Here is a 16,031-nt window from a genome sequence, read left to right as displayed (position 1 = left end):
CGTCCCGTGCCCGCCACCGGCTCCACGCCCCGGCCCACCGCACCGGTCGGGCCGGTCGGGCTGGTCGGACTGGTCCGGCCGGTCAGGTCGACGCGGCCGGGGCGGACACGGGGCGTCACCCGGTGTCCGCCGGGCCGCCCAGGGCCCGGCGGATCTCCGCCGCGGGAAAGGGGGTGTGCTTGGTCTCCGTGACGAGGCGGCGGGCGAACTCGTCCATGACGAGGGCGGCCGGGGCATGGCGGTCGACGGCGGCCGCGATCCCGGCCGGAACCCCGCCGGGGCGGCGGCCCGCCGCCCAGTCGCGCAGGAACGCGCCGGGCTCCGCCCCGCCGCGCCAGGCCCCCGGCAGATGGTGGCGGAGCAGGTGCCACGGCACGTAGCAGCGGTCGTAGACGAGGTGGTCGTCGAGGAAGGCCGACTCCTCCGGCGTGAGGTGGAAGGACCGGCCCAGGGCCAGCCCGAAGTCCGAGAAGTACACCCGCTCGCCGTCGGTGAGCACATTGGCGAGGTGGGCGTCGAAGTGCACCAGTCCGCGTGAGGCCAGGAACTCCGCCCCCCGGAGCAGCTCCCGCCACGCCCACAGGTGGGGGCCGTCGTCCTCCGCCCCCGGACGGACCCCGTCACCGGCGCCGGCCAGCCAGGCCCCGAGGGTCTGCGGGAGGTGTTCCAGGAAGAGCACGAGGCTCAGGGACGACCTGCCGATGGCCTCCAGCCGCGCGCGCACGGCGGGCGAGCCCTCCCAGTACGCGACCGCGCCGTCGACACCGCCGAACTCGTCGGCGACGTCCGGCGGCGGGCGGTCCGGGAGGACCCGCCAGTGGTACAGCAGGGGGAATCCGCCGTACTCGTCCCCCAGGACCCAGGAGGTGGTCAGGAGGTGCGCGGCCAGCTCGCGCCAGGCGCCGAACCCGGCCGACCCCACGCCGTACTGGTAGAAGAGCGGGAGCCCGAACAGGTTCGCGGTGGAGCAAAGATGCTCCGGGCGCGTCTCGATCTCCGTCAGCGGGACCCGTTTGACGAAGACCGGAATCCCCTCGATCTCCAGCTCGGCCCGCCTGCCGCCGATGCCCGAGCCGGCCTCTCCCGCGGCGGCCACCGCGTCGCCCAGCGCGCGGTCGCCGAACCGGGCGAGCCGCGCAGCCGCGGTGGCGTACGCGGACCGGCGCCCGGCGTACCGGGGACCCCTCCCCGCCGTGCGCGGCTCCCGGGCGGCGTCCATGGTGTCCGGTTCCCTTCCGTCAGGGGTGCCCGCGAAACTCGTGCACCAGCTCGATCCTCCCCGCGATGTGCCCGTTGAACTCGTCGAGTTCCCCGGCCGGCACCCACAGTTCCAGGATCGTGCTGCCGCCCGCCCGCTGGACGGGGTAGCGGCGCAGGAAGTCCGTCCCGACCTCGAAACGGGTGACGAACCCGGCGCCGTCGTACTTGACGTTCCAGTCCCGCGCGATCCGCACGGCGTACTCCTCGTTGAGGACCGGATAGAAGATCGGCTGCCCGGGCAGCCTGGGCGGCCAGGCCCGCCAGCCGGACGCCCGGACCAGTTCGAGCTCCCGGGGACCGGTCGGACGCCACAGCGTCGTCGTGGACAGGCTGGTCACTCGGGAGCTCCACTTCGGCGGGGCGGACCGCCGTGCGGGCCGCCGGGAGGCCGACGGTACCGACCGCCGCGGCGGGGCGGCCACCGGGTTTCGCCGCCCCGGGCGGGGACGGCACGGCCCCGGTGCGCCGTTGGTAGCGTGAGCGGCATGGCACAACTGACCGAACTGGTCCTGACCCCCGGCGAGCGGGCGCGGGGGCTGCGGACCGACGACGTGGTCTTCTCGATGGACTGGAGCGGGGAGGAACACCCCGGCCAGTTGGCGGAGTTCGTCGCCGGGCGGGTACGGGCCTTCGGCATCCCGCCGGAGGGCGTCGGCGCCGCCCTCCCCCGCCCGGCCGGGGCCGACGCCGATCCACCGCGCCGGGGCGACGTGCCCGTCCGGCAACTCGACCACCTGGCCGGCGCGCTGGTCCCGCTCGGCTGCGCGCTGCTGACCCGGGACGACGGCACCGACACCTACGCGATCCTGGTCGCGCGCACCGCCGACCCCGAGCCCGGCGGGCTGACGCACCGGGGGCTCCCCGTGCGGGCCTGGACCGCGCGCGCCGGGGAGACCCTGGTCAGCCTGGACTGTCCGGACTGCTCGTCGCTGCTGGTGTGGGAGCTTCCGGCCGGCGAGACCCCGGCCGGTGAACACTGCGACTGCGGCACCCCGTTGTTCGACGCGGACGGCCGTCCGCTGCCCCGGGTGACGCTCCACGACTGAGCCGCGCCGACCGCCGTGAAACGGCCCCCGCGGGGCGCGTCGGCACCGCCGCCGACCGCCGTGCGGAGTGCCGCCCGGGGCACGCGGGACCGGACGATCACCCACTCCGTCTGAGTACCGGCACTCAGGCGGGGCCCACCGGGGCACTCCTAGCATCCGGGCCATGCACATAGACCACGCCGCCACGGCGTCGGAGCGCCGGGCGGGCATCATCGCGGTGGCCTCCTGCCTCCCGGAGCGCGAAGTGACCTCGGGCCGCCTCCAGGAGAGCGTCGCCGCGGCCTCCGGGCTCCCCCTGCCGCCCCGCGTGCTCGAACGGGTCACCGGGATCGTCTCGCGCCGGGCCGTCGCGGACGGCGAGTACGCCTCGACGCTCGCGGTGCGGGCGGCGCGGACCGCGCTGGAGCGGGCCGGACTCGCCCCGCACGACCTGGACCTGCTGGTGTTCGCCTCCGCCACGCGGGACATGGCGGAACCGGCCACCGCGCACGTCGTGCAGGCCGCGCTCGGTTCCCGGGCGCACGCGCTGGACGTGACCAACGCCTGCAACAGCTTCGTCAACGGCATCGACACGGCACGGGCGATGATCCTCGCCGGGCGGGCCCGCCGGGCCCTGGTCGTCACCGGCGAGACGCCGAGCCGCGCGGTGCGGCACGCGCCGTCCGGCGCGGGCCAGCTCCGGGACGGCTTCGCCGGCTACACCTTCGGCGACGCGGGCGCGGCGGTCGTCCTGGAGGCGGTGGAGCGGGGCGGCATCGTCGACGTGGACACCGAGACGCACTCCGAGCACTGGCGGGTCGGCGGCATCCCCGGCGGCGGCTCGCGCCATCCCCGGGGCGACGAGCACACGTACTTCCGGGGCGACGGCGGCGAGTTGCGCGCGGTCTTCGAGAAGGTCGGCACATCGGTGCTGGACCGGATGCGGCGGCGCACCGGGCTGGACTGGGACGACTTCCGGCACGTCCTGGTGCACCAGGTCACGGTGCCCTATCTGGACCGGTTCGTGGAGCTGACCGGGGTGCCCCGGGACCGGCTCGTGGTCACCGTCCCCACGCTCGGGAACATGGCCAGCGCCACGCTGGGCGTGCAGCTCGACCGCGTCCACGCGGGGCTGCGTCCGGGCGACCGGCTCCTGTTCGTGGGGCTGGGCGGCGGGGTCAGCATCATGACGATGGTCTGGGAGAAGGCGTGACCGCGCTCTGGGTGGTGGTGCCCGCCCACCAGGAGGCCGCGCGGATCGGCGCCACGCTGGACGCGCTCGCGGCCCAGCAGGACCGCGACTTCACCCTCGTCGTCGTGGACAACGCCTCCACCGACGGCACCGCGGCCCTCGCCCACGACTTCGCCCGGTGGGCGCCGTTCCCGGTGCACGTCCTCGACGAACCGGAGAAGGGGGTGGGCTGCGCGGTGGACACCGGCTTCCGGTACGCGATCGGGCACGGCGCGGTCTGGCTGGCCCGCACCGACGCCGACTGCCTGCCGCGCCCCGGCTGGACGGCCGGGGCCCGCTCCGCCCTGCGGCAGGGCGCGGGCCTGGTCTGCGGACGCGTCGAGGCGCGCGCCGACGAGCACGGGCCGCTCGGGCGGGCCGCCTTCCGCGCGCTGGTCCGCGCCGCCGCCCTGTTCGGCCGGATACGCCCCGCCCACCGGTTGCGCCACGGCTATCTGACGCCCTACCGGATGCACGCGGGCAACAACATGGCGGTCACCGCGGCCCTGTACGAGGCCGTCGGGGGGATGCCGCGCCGTCCCTCCCCCACCGACCGGCTCTTCCTGAACCGGGTGCGCCGCCGCACCACCGCCATCGTCCGGGCCCGGGACATGGTGGTGGAGAACTCCAGCCGGCGGCTGCGGGCGTACGGCCTGGCCGGGACCGCCCGCTGGTACCTGGGCAAGGGTCCTGGCCGTCACGGGGAGGACCCGCGCTGATGCTCGACGCCCTCGCACACACCCTGCGGCGCCACCCGGACCGGCCCGCCGTCCTGGGCGCCACCCGGACCGGCTCCGTACGGACCACGGCCACCTCCGGGGACCTGGCCGACCTCGCGGACCGCTGTACGGCCGCCCTGCACGCGCGTGGCGTCCGGCCGGGCGGCACCGTCGGCGTCGCCCTGCGGCCGGGGCCCCGGGCGCTGGCGGTGATGCTCGCCGTGCACCGCCTGGGCGCGCGGGCCGCGGTGCTGGACCCCGGTGCCGGTCCGGACGTGCTGCGCGCCCGGCTCGCCCTGGCCCCTCCGGACATCGTCCTCGCCGACGCCGCCGCCCAGGCCGTCGCGGGCTGGGCCCGGCCGCTGGCCGGCCGGGCCCGGCTGGCGCTGCCGCACCTGGCGGAGCTGGGACCGGTGGCCACGGTCGGCCCCCGGCTCCCGGGCTGCGCCCCGGCCCTGGACGCGGGCGTCCGGGGGACACCACTGCCCCGGCCGGTGGACGGGGACGGGGACGCGGCCATCGTGTTCACCTCGGGCACCACCTCCCGGCCCCGCGCCGTGGTGCACACCCGCTCCTCGCTCGCCGCCGGTATGGCCACGGTGGCCGAGCTGGTCCGGCCCGGGGCCGGGCGGCCCGTCCTCGGCGGCACCTTCTTCGTCCTCGTGCCCTCCCTGGCAAGCGGGGCGCCGGTGGCACTGCCCGCCCGCTCCCCCGGGGCTCTCTCCCGCCAACTGCGGTGCCTGTCCCCGCAGTCCACCTATCTGACACCTCCTCGACTGCGGAGCGTCCTGGCCCGGGGCGGTCGGTTCGGCGGGCGGGTCTGGACCGGCTCGGCCCCGGCCGGCGCCGAACTGCTCACCCGGGTCAAGCGGGCCGGTGCCGACGAGGCGTGGGGGGTGTACGCGCTGACCGAACTGTTCCCCGCGGCGGCGGTCGAGCAGGCCGACAAGGCAGCCTTCACCGGGGACGGGGACCTGGCCGGGGCGCTCCTGCCCGGGGTGCGGGCCGCCACCGGCGCCTCCGGGGAGCTGCTGCTGACCGGTCCCGCCGCCCGGGACCGCTACCTGGGCGAGGCGCCCGACCCCTGGATCGCCACCGGTGACCGGGCCCGGCTGGACGGCGGCCGGATCGTGCTGGAGGGCCGCCTCAAGGACATGGTCCTGCGGCGGGCGGAGAACGTCTATCCGGGGCTGTACGAACCGTCGTTGCACGTGGCGGGGGTCGAACTGGCCCTGCTCGTCGGCGTTCCGGCAGGTGACGGCGACGAGCGCCTGGTCGCCGTCGTCCAGCCGGGTCCCGGCGCCGACCCCGCCGCGCTGCGGGCGGCCCTGGCGGGGCCGCTGGCTCGGATGGGCACCGCCCGGCCGGACGCGGTGCTGTTCGACGACGTCCCGCTGGCGGGGCGTTCCCTGAAGCCGGACCGGGCCGCGACCGCGCGACTCGCCGCCCGGCGCCTGGCCGAAGGGGCAGGGCGGTGACCGCCGGGGGCGGCGGACGGGCGGCGCGGGAGGACGGGGCCGCCGGGGGCCGCGCCGGAGCGCGGGCCGGGAGCGCGGCGGAGGCCCATCGGGTCGCCCCGGCCCCGCCGCTCCTGCGGGTACCTGCGCCCGTGCGGGCGCCGGTGCCTGTGCCCCTACCTGTGCCCGTGCTCGTGCGGGAGCCCGTGCCCGTGCCTCCCCCCGCCGTCCGGCGTGGCCCCGGGCCCGCCGCGCCACCGACACGCGCCCGCCGCGTACCGGTCACGCCGCGCCGGTCCGCCGCGCCGACGTGCGGGCGCGCCGTTCCCGGACGCCCCCCACCGGGCGCGGGGCACACCGGACCGGGCCCGGTGGCGGCAGGCCGGGGCACGGTCCCACGTCTGACCGTCCGGCCGCCGGACGGCCGGAGCGTCCGGATCCCCTCCGAACCGAAGCGGGTGACCTCGCGATGACCACCGCCCCCTCCCAGCCCTCGGCCCCGACCCCGGCCCCGGCCGCGCTCCGCGCCGCCCGGCGCCGCGACCGGCGCGTGTACACCCGGTCCCGCCCGGTGCTGTTCGCCCTCCTCGCCGCCACCCGCCGCCGCGCCGTCACCCGCGTCGGCGGCACCGTGCTGGTGCACGGCACCGGGCCCTGCCGCGAGGCGCTCACCCGCGTCCCGCTGGACCGCGCCGCCCCGGGGACCACCGGCGGCGCCGCCCGCGAACTGTCCGCCGGCGGGGCCCTGTTCGACCAGGAGGGCGCCGGACACCGCGCCACCCGGCGCGCCGTCGCCGACGGCCTGGGCGCGGCCGGGGTGGAGCGGCTGCGTCCGGTGTGGCGGGAGGTCCTGGAGCGCCGTCTGGCACCCCTCGGCGCGGCACGGGAGGTCGACCTCGTGCCGCTCGCCCGGGAGATGGCCGGGGCCACCGTCCGCGCGCTGCTGGGCGGCACGGCCGCCGGGCCCGAGGAGATCGCCGGGGCGGCGGCCGACGCGGCGGCCACCGCCGTGCGCGACCACCTGCCCGGCCCCCGCCCGCCCGGCACCGCGCGGGCGGCCCGCGAGGCGGCGGCACGGCTGGAGGCGCTGCTCGCGCCCGTCTCCGGGACGGCGGCGGACCCCGCGCTGCGCGCCGTCCTCGCGGTCGCCGCCGTCAACACCACCGTCGCGGCCCTGCCCCGTGCCGCCGCCTGGTGCGCCGACGCGGGGCTCTGGGAGCAGGCGGCCGACGACGGGCTGCGCCCCGCCCTGGCCGACGAACTGCTGCGGGTCCTCGCGCCCTCTCCGCTGCTCCCCCGGGTGGCGGCGGCCGAAGCGTGGCTGGGCGGGTGCCCGGTGCGGGCCGGGGACCGGCTGGTCCTAGTGGTCCGGCACGCGGCGCGGGCCCACGACCGGCCGCCCGACGCCCGGGACCCGGCACCGGCCGCCGCGGCCCGGCTCGTCTTCGGCGCCGGAGCGCACGCCTGCCCCGGCGCGCGGCTGGCCCGCGCCCAGCTCGACGACCTCCTGGCCGCGCTCGCCGCACACCGGCCCGCGGTGCTGCGCGCGCGGGCGGACCGGCGCGCCGCACTGCCCGGCTGGCGTTCCCTCACCGTCCGGGCCACCGTCGGCCCGGGCCGCCCGGAGGTCCGGTGACCACCGTCGCCGTCACCGGGGCCGGCGGCTTCTGCGGCTCCCACGTGGCCCTCGCGGCGGCCGCCCGGGGCCTCGGTGTGCTGTGCGTGGGGAGGCGGCCCGGACCGGTCGGGCGGCACGTCCCGTGGGACGCCGCGCGCGACGTGCCGGACCTGTCGGGGGCGGACGTCGTCGTGCACTGCGCGGCGGCGGTGGGCGACCCTATTCCCGGCTCACCGGCGGAGGCCGTGATGCGCGCCGTCAACGTCGACGGCACGGCGCGGCTGCTGGAGGCGGCCGGGGGACGGCCGGTGGTGTGGATGAGCAGCGCCAGCGTCTACACGCCCGGGCCCGGCCGCTCCCGGATCACGGAGGACCATCCGGTGCGCGGGCAGCTCAACGCCTACGGGCGCACCAAGGCCGCCGGAGAGGCCCTGGCGGTGGCCGCGGGCGCCGTGGCGCTGCGCCCCCGGGCGGTCTACGGCGCCGGTGACCCGCATCTGGTGCCCCGGCTGCTGTCCCGCGTCCGCCGGGGACTGCTCCTGCTGCCCGGCCCGAGCGTCCGCCTCAGCCTGACCGCGGTGGAGAACCTCGCCGACGCCTGCCTCCTCGCCACCGGGTGGCCGCCGGGCGCGTACAACATCGCCGACCCCGTGCCGTACGACCGGGACGAGGCGGTCCGGGCGGTGCTGCGGGCCCACGGGGTGCGGCCCCGCATCGGACACGTGCCACTGCCGCTGGCCCGGACCGCGGCGGGCACCGCCGAGCGGCTGGCCCGGGTGCGGCACAGGGCGGAGCCGGTGCTGTCCCGGTACGCCGTGGACCAACTGGCGCACTCCGTCGTCCTGGACGTCGGCCGGGCCGAGTCGAGGGGGTGGACGGCCCCGCGCACCCTCGCGGACTACGCGGGCGCCCCGGTGCCCGGCGGAACCGGGGCGACCTCGGCTGATGGTTGACCAAAGGGCGGAGGCGTCTTCACCCGCGTCCCCGGCCAGGGTCTTTCGTTTGGATCGGGCCGGATCAGGGTGCGGGGTCCGGCGCCGTGGCGTCGCAGGGCCGAGGAGGGAGTCGGGGCGGAGCCCTGGCGACCGACGACAACGCGGCGAGGAGCGGCGCCAGGGCCCGCCTGCCCGGGCTGATCCAAAACGAGAGGCCCCAGTTGGCGGCCGTCCACCCCATCGCCCACGGCCACCGCAACGCCGCGGACCACGTGACAGCGGCACCGCCGGCCTGCATCGGCCCGAACCGTCGCTCCGGGGAGGCCGGGAGGACCGGACGGAAGCGCGGACCCACGGGAGCCGGGCACGGGGACCGGCCCGTTCCCCCTGCCCCCACCCATCCGGCACATCGTCAGCTCTTCAGCTCCGGCGGGGAGATCTCGGACCGGGGGATGGCCGAACCGGTCGTGCCCCACTTCCTGAGGATCCTGTCGTAGGTGCCGTCCTCGATGAGCCCGTTCACCGCCGCCTGGAGGGCGGGTGCCAGCGGGGAGCCCTTCCTGAGGGCGAAGCCGACGTCCAGGCGGTGGAACTCGTTGAGGAACTCCAGGCCCGGCTGGTGGGCGACGGCGTAGCGCAGGCCGTTGATCGTGGACATCACCACGTCGCTGCGGCCCTGCTGGAGCGAGGACCAGAGCGCGCCCGTCTCGCTGTAGGTCCGCACCTCGTACGGCTTCTTCCCGGCCTCCGCGCACCGGTGGACGTTCTCCGTGAGGGTGGCCTCGAAGGTGGTGCCCGCGCTGGTGGCCACCTTCCGTCCGCACAGCCGGACGAGATCGGTGACCGGGGACAGGCCGCTGTCCGCGCGGGCGGCGAAGCCCTGGCCGTCGTTGATGTAGGTGACGAAGTCGATGGTGCCGAGCCGCTCCTCGGTGACCCCGAAGTTGGAGGCGCCGATGTCGTACTTGCCGCTGTCCAGGGCGGGCAGGATCGCCTCGAAGGACGCCTGCTCGACCTTGAGCCGGATGCCGAGCGCCTTGGCGACGGCTCGTGAGAAGTCGACGTCCTGGCCGGTCAGCGTCCTGCCGTCGGCCAGATAGGTGGTGCCGGGCGGGGTGCCGCCGACGCTGACGGCGAGGGTGAGTTCACCGCTGCCGGGCGGCAGCAGCCGTGCCGCGGCCGCGTTCCTTGCGATGCCGGAGACGACGTCGGCGGTCGGGACCGCGCCGGAACCGGCCCCCGCCCCGGCGGCGTCGGCCGAGGGGTCGCCCGTGCCGCAGGCGGTGAGCAGCAGGGCCAGCGGGACGGTCAGGGCCGGGACGAGGGACGGGAGTCGACGGCCGGACCTCCCCGTACCCACGGGCCCCGTCGGTCTGCGGGGCCTCCGACTCCTTCTGTTCCAGCGGCTGTTCCGGGCACGCGGGAGCGTACGCATGGTGGACGGTCTCCTGAGGACGACGGCGGGGGGCGGCGCGAGGGGAGGGGGGGAACACGTGTGATGACGGCGGCGCGGGGCGGACGGCGCGGGCGGGAGGCAGGGGGCGCGCGCAGGAGCGCGGGAAGCCGCGAAGCGCGTGAAGACGCCCTGGTGGGGCGGGAGTTCAGGGCAGGCGGCGGGGTCGGCTCAACAGGAGGAGGACCACACTCGACCGAAGTCGATGTGGGAGCGCGTGACCAGCCACTGCTGCGGATGCATGGGTCAAGTGCAGCAGGCGTCCACCGTCCGCGTCAACGACCTGAGACGCATCGCTCACAGTGTGGACAGGGTTGACAACGCACCGAAACCGCCCCGTACTCTCGGCGGACGGCCCTGCTGAGGGGCTCGGCCGTATCCGCGCCGCTGGGCGCGGACCGCGCGCCCCGTGCGCGCACCGTGTGAAGGCACCGCCGCGGCGTCCGGCCGACCCGATGCCACGGAGTCCTCCCATGCCCTCCGACACCCTCGCCCAACCCGCCGCCGTCCCGGCGGCCCCGGACCGGGCGGACCTCCCGAGGATCGTCCCGCAGCGCCGGGCCGGCCAGTGGACGGCCGCCGTGGTCGTCCTCCTCCTGCTGGGCGGCGCCGCCACCTCGGTGCTGCGCAACGACGCCTTCCACTGGGACGTCGTCGCCCGCTACTTCACCTCCGACGCCGTGCTGCGCGGCCTCTGGCTCACCCTGTGGCTGACCGCCGTCGTCATGGTGCTGGGCTTCGCTCTGGGCACCCTGCTCGCCGTGCTCCGGCTCTCCGCCAACCCCGTGCTGCGCGCGGTGAGCTGGGGCTACGTCTGGCTGTTCCGGTCCATACCGATCCTGGTGCAGCTCCTGCTGTGGTTCAACATCGGCGCCCTGTACCCGAGCGTCCTCGGGGTGCGCACCGTCGACCTGCTGGGGCCGGTCACCGTCGCCGTCATCGGCCTCACCCTGCACGAGGCCGCGTACGCCGCCGAGGTGGTGCGCGGCGGCATCCTCTCCGTCGACCGGGGCCAGACCGAGGCCGCCCAGGCGCTCGGACTGGGCCGGTGGCGGCGGCTGCGGCGGATCGTGCTCCCGCAGGCCATGCGCTCCATCGTCCCGCCCGCCGGGAACATGCTGATCGGCACCCTGAAGGGCACCTCCATCGTCAGCGTCATCGCCGTGCAGGACCTGCTGTACTCGGTGCAGCTCGTCTACCACCGCACCTATCAGGTGATCCCGCTGCTGATGGTGGCCACCGTCTGGTACACCGTCGTCACCTCGGTGCTCGGCGTCGGCCAGTACTACGTCGAGCGGCACTACGCGCGCGGCACGGAGCGCACCCGATGAGCCGGCCCTCCCTCGTCGTCGTCGGCGCCGGGCCGCGCGGCACCGGTGTCCTGGAGCGCGTCGCGGCCAACGCGCCGCTGCTGTACCCGGGCCGGGGCCTGGACATCCACTTCGTCGACCCGTACCCGCCGGGCGCGGGCCGCGTCTGGCGGCAGCGGCAGTCACCACTGCTGTGGATGAACTCGCACGCCGAGGACGTCACCCTGTTCACCGACGAGACCGTCGAGATGGACGGACCGGTGCGCCCCGGGCCCACGCTGCACGAGTGGGCCGGACTCGACGGCCGGGTCTTCGCCGGCCGTCGCACGCAGGGCGCCTATCTCCGCTGGGCCTACGAACGCGCCGTGGCCTCCCTGCCGGAGGGCTTCGTCGTCCACCGCCACGCCTGCCGCGCGGTACGGGTCGACGGGCCCCGCGAGGGGCGCCAGCGGGTGTGGCTGACCCGGCGCCCGCTGCCCCTCCACGCCGACGCCGTCATCCTCGCCCTGGGCCATCTGGACGCCGAACCGGACGCCGGACAGCGCGAGTTGGCGGCGTACGCCCGCACCCACGGACTGGTCCACCTGCCACCGGACTTCACCGCCGACAGCGATCTGTCGGCCCTGCGCCCCGGCGAGCCGGTCCTCGTGCGCGGCTTCGGACTGGCCTTCGTCGACCTGATGGTGCTGCTCACCGAGGGCCGGGGCGGACGCCACCACGCGGGCGGCTACCGTCCCTCCGGGCGGGAGCCGGTGCTGTACGTGGGCTCCCGGCGCGGTGTCCCCTACCACTCCAAGATCGGCTACCGCCTCGTCGGCGAACGGCCGCCGCTGCCGCGGTTCTTCGGTCCCGCCCAGGTCGAGGAGCTGCTCGCCCGGCCGGGTGGGCCGGACTTCCGCCGGGACGTGTGGCCGCTGATCGAGAAGGAGCTGGGCTTCGCCCACTACCACCGGTTGTTCACCGCCCATCCCGAGCGGGCCGCCGGCGGCCTCGCCGCCTTCGAGGCCCGGTACGCCACCGCCGGCGCGGCGGAACGCGCCGCCCTGGTCGCCGCCGCCGTGCCCGACCCGGCCGACCGGTTCGACCTGGCGGCCCTCGACCGGCCGCTGCGGGGGGTGCGGTACGGCACGCCCGAGGAGCTCCAGGCGGGAATGCGCCGGTACGTGGGCGCCGACCTGGCCCGGCGCCACGACCCCGCGCACAGCACCGACCTGGCCGTCTTCCTCGCCCTGCTCTCCGTCTACGGGCAGCTCCAGCGGCTCGGCGGCGCCGACGCCGGGTGGCACGGCCTCTTCAACCACCTCGCCTCCGGCCCGCCCGGCCCCCGGCTGCGCCAGATGCTCGCCCTGTCCCGGGCCGGGGTGCTGCGCTTCCTCGGCGCCGACATGACCGTCACCGCCGTGGACGGCGTCTTCCGGGCGGCCTCCGCCACCGTGCCCGGCGCCACCGTCGACGCCCGCGCGCTGGTCGAGGCGCGGCTGCCGGACCCCACCGTCGAGCGGACCCGCGATCCGCTGCTGCGCGCCCTGTACGCCGAGGGTGCCGCCGCCACCGCCGAGGGGCTGCTGGCGGTGGACCCGGCCGACGGGCGGCTGCTCGACCGGTCCGGCCGGCCGCACCCCCGCCGGTTCGCGCTGGGCCCGTACACCGAGGCACGCGGCTCCAGCGGCTTCCACCGGCCGCGCACCGGCGGGCCGGCGTTCCGCCAGAACGACGCGGCCGCCCGGGCCGCCCTGACCCTGCTGGGCGCCCCGGACGGCGCCCGCCCGCACCCCCGGCTGGAGGAGACCCCCCGATGAGCCTCACGGTGGACATCAGGTCCGTCCACAAGAGCTTCGGCCCGCATCCGGTGCTCCGGGGCATCGACCTCACGGTCCGCGCCGGAGAGGTGGCCGTGATCCTGGGGCCCTCCGGCTCGGGCAAGTCCACGCTGCTGCGCACCGTCAACCACCTGGAGAAGCCGGACCGGGGGCTGATCGAGGTCGGCGGCGAGCCGGTCGGCTACCGGCGCTCCGGCGACCGGCTGCGCGAGCTGCCCGAGCGGGAGGTGCTGCGCCGGCGCACCCGGATCGGCTTCGTCTTCCAGGACTTCCACCTCTTCCCGCACCTGACGGCGCTGGAGAACATCACCGAGGCGCCGGTGTCCGTGCTGGGCCGCTCCCGCCGCGAGGCCGGGGAGGCGGCGCGGCGGCTGCTGGAGCGGGTCGGACTGGCCGACCGGGCGGACGCCTACCCGCGCCATCTGTCCGGCGGCCAGCAGCAGCGGGTCGCCATCGCGCGGGCGCTCGCCCTGGAACCGGGGCTGCTGCTGTTCGACGAGCCGACCTCGGCGCTCGACCCCGAACTGGTCGGCGAGGTCCTGGACGTCATGCGGGACCTGGCCCGACGGGGCACCACCATGATCGTCGTCACCCATGAGACGGGATTCGCCCGTGAGGTGGCCGACACCGTGGTGTTCATGGACGAGGGGCGCGTCGTCGAACAGGGCCCGCCCGCCGACGTGCTCGACCGCCCGCGGCATCCGCGCACCCAGGCGTTCCTCTCCAAGGTCCTGTGAGCGCGCGGTCCGAGACGGCTGAACGGAAGGAACGGTCCCCCATGACCTCCACGCACAGCGGGCGACGGCTGCACCTGGCCACCGCCCTGGACCAGCCGGCGGTGCGCACCGCCGGGCCCTACGTGGACGCCGCGCGGCTCGCCGAGCGCGGCGCCCTGGACTTCGTGACCCTGGGCGACGGCTTCGGCCGTCCCGGGCCGGAGGCGCTCGCGGTGCTCTCCCGGGTGGCGCCCGACACCGCCCGGATCGGGCTGGTGCCCACGGTCACCACCACCCACACCGAGCCGTTCCACGTCCAGGCCGCGGTGGCCACCCTGGACTGGGTCTCCCGGGGCAGGGCCGGGTGGCGGATCGACGTGTCCACCACCGAGGGCGAGGCCCGCCTCTTCGGCCGCCGCCGCGCCGCGCCCGCCGACGCGCTGTGGCGGGAGGCCGGGGAGGTCGCCGACGCGGCGGCCCGGCTCTGGGACAGCTGGGAGGACGACGCCGAGATCCGGGACGCCGCCACCGGCCGCTTCGTCGACCGGGACAAGCTGCACCACGTCGACTTCAGCGGCGCCTCCTTCTCCGTCAGGGGTCCCTCGATCGTGCCGCGCCCGCCCCAGGGCCATCCGGTGCGCGTGGTCGACGCCACCGAGCGCCCGGCCCGCGCGGTCGCGGCCCGCCACGCCGACGTGGCCCTGGTGCGGGCGGCACACCCCGGGGAGGCCGCGGCGGTCCGCGGCGAGCTGCGGGCCTCGGCGGCGGCGCACGGGCGCGACCCGGAGGGCCTGCGGGTCCTCGCGAGCCTGGAGGTCGACCTCGGGGACGGGGAGGGCGCCGCCGCTCCCGGCCACGGCGGGGGCGGCCCCCGGCCCACCCCGCACGGCCCCCGGTACCGGGGCGGGCCCGTCGACCTGGCCCAACTGGTCATCGCCTGGCACCGGGAGGGCGCCGTGGACGGCTTCCACTTCCGTCCGGCCGAGCCGCACCGCGACCTGGAGCGGCTCGTCAACGGCACCGTGGCCCTGCTCCAGCACCGGGGCCTGTTCCGCACTTTCTACCCGGGCGCCACGCTCCGGGACCACCTGGGCCTGGCCCGGCCCGCCAACCAGTACGCCGCCACCGGGGGGACCCCATGACCGTCCGCAGGACCATGCACCTCGCCGCGCACTTCCCCGGCGTCAACAACACCACCGTGTGGACCGATCCCCGGTCGGGCTCGCAGATCGACTTCTCCTCCTTCGAACATCTGGCCCGCACCGCCGAACGCGGCCTGTTCGACTTCTTCTTCCTCGCCGAGGGGCTGCGGCTGCGGGAGCACAAGGGCCGCATCCACGACCTCGACGTGGTGGGCCGCCCCGAGTCGCTCACCGTGCTGAACGCCCTGGCCGCCGTGACCGAACGGCTGGGGCTGGCGGCCACGGTGAACGCCACCTTCAACGAGCCCTTCGAACTCGCCCGCCGGTTCGCCACCCTGGACCACCTGAGCGGGGGCCGGGCCGCGTGGAACGTGGTCACCTCCTCCGACGCCTTCACCGGGGAGAACTTCCGCCGCGGCGGCTTCCTCGACCGGGCCGACCGCTACACCCGGGCCGCCGAGGCGGTGGCCGCCGCGCGGGCGGTCTGGGACTCCTGGACGCCGGGGGGAGAGCCCGGCCCGTTCGCCCACCGCGGGGACCACTTCGACATCGCGGGCGAGTTCGGCCTGCCGCGGTCCCCGCAGGGCCGGCCGGTGCTGATCCAGGCCGGGGACTCCGACGAGGGCCGCGAGTTCGCCGCCTCGGCGGCCGACGTGATCTTCACCCGGCACGGCACCCTGGAGGCGGGCCGGGCCTTCTACGCCGACGTCAAGCGGCGCCTGGCGGCGTACGGTCGCCGTCCGGAGGAGCTGAAGATCATGCCCGGGGTCACCGTCGTCCTCGGGGACACCCCGGCCGAGGCGCGGGAGCGGGCGGCGGAGATCCGGCGGCGGCAGATCTCCCCGGCCACCGCGCTGCTGGCGCTGGAGCAGGTGTGGGGCGCCGACCTCTCCGGGTACGACCCCGACGGGCCGCTGCCCGGCTTCGACCCGGTGCCCGGCGCGCAGCTCACCCAGGGGCGGGCCGGGCGGGGGGACGCCCTCGCGACCGCCGAGAAGTGGCGGGCGCTGGCGCAGGAGAAGGGGCTGTCCATCCGGCAGACGGTGATCGAGGCGAGCGCCCGCCAGTCCTTCATCGGCACACCGGAGGAAGTGGCCGCCGAGCTGACGGACTTCGTGGCGCGGGAGGCCGCCGACGGCTTCATCCTCGTCCCGCAGGTGACGCCGGGCGGGCTGGACGACTTCGTGGACCGGGTGGTGCCGCTGCTCCAGGAGCGCGGGGTGTTCCGCACCGCGTACGAGGGCGGCACCCTGCGGTCGCACCTCGGTCTGGCGCCGACCGCGCCCACGGACTGACCTCCCGGGGACGGGCGGGCGTCCCGGGGACGGGGCGCCCCCGGCCGGGT

Annotated in this window: 14 protein-coding genes; 11 read left to right on the top strand and 3 right to left on the bottom strand. The window is 76.8% G+C overall.

Annotation, left to right across the window (positions count from 1 at the left end):
- Positions 1 to 115 precede the first annotated feature (115 nt).
- A complete protein-coding gene (locus GTY84_RS15605) occupies positions 116 to 1,219 on the bottom strand; it encodes a protein kinase family protein (RefSeq protein WP_161226859.1) in 1,104 nt (367 codons plus the stop codon).
- A gap of 19 nt (positions 1,220 to 1,238) precedes the next feature.
- Positions 1,239 to 1,598 carry a hypothetical protein gene (locus GTY84_RS15600; protein WP_161226858.1) on the bottom strand — a complete coding sequence of 120 codons (360 nt, stop codon included), beginning with the start codon at positions 1,596 to 1,598 and terminating at the stop codon, positions 1,239 to 1,241.
- A gap of 147 nt (positions 1,599 to 1,745) precedes the next feature.
- On the opposite strand from GTY84_RS15600, the gene GTY84_RS15595 reads away from it, so the two are divergent.
- The 6 genes from GTY84_RS15595 to GTY84_RS15570 all read left to right on the top strand — a co-directional run bounded on the left by GTY84_RS15595 (position 1,746) and on the right by GTY84_RS15570 (position 8,263).
- The gene (locus GTY84_RS15595) at positions 1,746 to 2,306 is read left to right on the top strand and encodes a hypothetical protein (protein WP_161226857.1); all 561 of its coding nucleotides are present in this window, start codon (positions 1,746 to 1,748) and stop codon (positions 2,304 to 2,306) included.
- Positions 2,307 to 2,469: 163 nt separating this feature from the next.
- Positions 2,470 to 3,498 carry a ketoacyl-ACP synthase III gene (locus GTY84_RS15590; RefSeq protein ID WP_161226856.1) on the top strand — a complete coding sequence of 343 codons (1,029 nt, stop codon included), beginning with the start codon at positions 2,470 to 2,472 and terminating at the stop codon, positions 3,496 to 3,498.
- The gene (locus tag GTY84_RS15585) at positions 3,495 to 4,235 is read left to right on the top strand and encodes a glycosyltransferase (RefSeq protein ID WP_161226855.1); all 741 of its coding nucleotides are present in this window, start codon (positions 3,495 to 3,497) and stop codon (positions 4,233 to 4,235) included. Before GTY84_RS15590 ends, GTY84_RS15585 begins: the two co-directional genes overlap by 4 nt.
- Positions 4,235 to 5,713 carry a class I adenylate-forming enzyme family protein gene (locus GTY84_RS15580; protein ID WP_161226854.1) on the top strand — a complete coding sequence of 493 codons (1,479 nt, stop codon included), beginning with the start codon at positions 4,235 to 4,237 and terminating at the stop codon, positions 5,711 to 5,713. The genes GTY84_RS15585 and GTY84_RS15580 overlap by 1 nt, the downstream gene beginning before the upstream one ends.
- A gap of 448 nt (positions 5,714 to 6,161) precedes the next feature.
- The gene (locus tag GTY84_RS15575) at positions 6,162 to 7,328 is read left to right on the top strand and encodes a cytochrome P450 (protein WP_161226853.1); all 1,167 of its coding nucleotides are present in this window, start codon (positions 6,162 to 6,164) and stop codon (positions 7,326 to 7,328) included.
- Positions 7,325 to 8,263, top strand: a complete 939-nt coding sequence (locus tag GTY84_RS15570) for an NAD(P)-dependent oxidoreductase (protein ID WP_161226852.1) — start codon at positions 7,325 to 7,327, stop codon at positions 8,261 to 8,263. Before GTY84_RS15575 ends, GTY84_RS15570 begins: the two co-directional genes overlap by 4 nt.
- Positions 8,264 to 8,657: 394 nt before the next feature.
- Here the strand turns inward: GTY84_RS15570 and GTY84_RS15565 are convergent, their stop codons facing one another.
- Positions 8,658 to 9,557, bottom strand: coding sequence for an ABC transporter substrate-binding protein (locus GTY84_RS15565; protein WP_237532306.1), 900 nt, complete (start codon positions 9,555 to 9,557; stop codon positions 8,658 to 8,660).
- A gap of 614 nt (positions 9,558 to 10,171) precedes the next feature.
- Here GTY84_RS15565 and GTY84_RS15560 point away from each other — a divergent pair.
- From GTY84_RS15560 to GTY84_RS15540, 5 genes are read left to right on the top strand one after another with little or no spacing between them, the layout of a single operon-like run.
- Positions 10,172 to 11,029: an amino acid ABC transporter permease gene (locus tag GTY84_RS15560; RefSeq protein ID WP_161226850.1), complete on the top strand. Its 858-nt coding sequence runs from the start codon at positions 10,172 to 10,174 to the stop codon at positions 11,027 to 11,029.
- Positions 11,026 to 12,807 carry an FAD/NAD(P)-binding protein gene (locus GTY84_RS15555; RefSeq protein WP_161226849.1) on the top strand — a complete coding sequence of 594 codons (1,782 nt, stop codon included), beginning with the start codon at positions 11,026 to 11,028 and terminating at the stop codon, positions 12,805 to 12,807. Before GTY84_RS15560 ends, GTY84_RS15555 begins: the two co-directional genes overlap by 4 nt.
- Complete coding sequence (locus GTY84_RS15550) at positions 12,804 to 13,565, top strand: amino acid ABC transporter ATP-binding protein (RefSeq protein WP_161226848.1); 762 nt, start codon at positions 12,804 to 12,806, stop codon at positions 13,563 to 13,565. Before GTY84_RS15555 ends, GTY84_RS15550 begins: the two co-directional genes overlap by 4 nt.
- 41 nt (positions 13,566 to 13,606) lie before the next feature.
- Positions 13,607 to 14,686, top strand: a complete 1,080-nt coding sequence (locus GTY84_RS15545) for an LLM class flavin-dependent oxidoreductase (protein ID WP_161226847.1) — start codon at positions 13,607 to 13,609, stop codon at positions 14,684 to 14,686.
- Complete coding sequence (locus GTY84_RS15540; protein ID WP_161226846.1) at positions 14,683 to 15,981, top strand: LLM class flavin-dependent oxidoreductase; 1,299 nt, start codon at positions 14,683 to 14,685, stop codon at positions 15,979 to 15,981. The genes GTY84_RS15545 and GTY84_RS15540 overlap by 4 nt, the downstream gene beginning before the upstream one ends.
- The last annotated feature ends 50 nt before the right edge of the window (positions 15,982 to 16,031 follow it).

Source organism: Streptomyces sp. SID8352 (genome assembly GCF_009862265.1).
In the GTDB taxonomy this organism is placed as follows: domain Bacteria; phylum Actinomycetota; class Actinomycetes; order Streptomycetales; family Streptomycetaceae; genus Streptomyces.
This window is presented reverse-complemented; position numbering and strand designations above follow the sequence as displayed.

Bases quoted from the DNA above. Each gene is read 5' to 3' on its own strand.
- GTY84_RS15540 (WP_161226846.1), top strand. From the start codon at position 14,683: ATGACCGTCCGCAGGACCATGCACCTCGCCGCGCACTTCCCCGGCGTC.
- GTY84_RS15605 (WP_161226859.1), bottom strand. From the start codon at position 1,219: ATGGACGCCGCCCGGGAGCCGCGCACGGCGGGGAGGGGTCCCCGGTAC.
- GTY84_RS15560 (WP_161226850.1), top strand. From the start codon at position 10,172: ATGCCCTCCGACACCCTCGCCCAACCCGCCGCCGTCCCGGCGGCCCCG.
- GTY84_RS15545 (WP_161226847.1), top strand. From the start codon at position 13,607: ATGACCTCCACGCACAGCGGGCGACGGCTGCACCTGGCCACCGCCCTG.
- GTY84_RS15550 (WP_161226848.1), top strand. From the start codon at position 12,804: ATGAGCCTCACGGTGGACATCAGGTCCGTCCACAAGAGCTTCGGCCCG.
- GTY84_RS15580 (WP_161226854.1), top strand. From the start codon at position 4,235: ATGCTCGACGCCCTCGCACACACCCTGCGGCGCCACCCGGACCGGCCC.
- GTY84_RS15590 (WP_161226856.1), top strand. From the start codon at position 2,470: ATGCACATAGACCACGCCGCCACGGCGTCGGAGCGCCGGGCGGGCATC.
- GTY84_RS15555 (WP_161226849.1), top strand. From the start codon at position 11,026: ATGAGCCGGCCCTCCCTCGTCGTCGTCGGCGCCGGGCCGCGCGGCACC.
- GTY84_RS15595 (WP_161226857.1), top strand. From the start codon at position 1,746: ATGGCACAACTGACCGAACTGGTCCTGACCCCCGGCGAGCGGGCGCGG.
- GTY84_RS15575 (WP_161226853.1), top strand. From the start codon at position 6,162: ATGACCACCGCCCCCTCCCAGCCCTCGGCCCCGACCCCGGCCCCGGCC.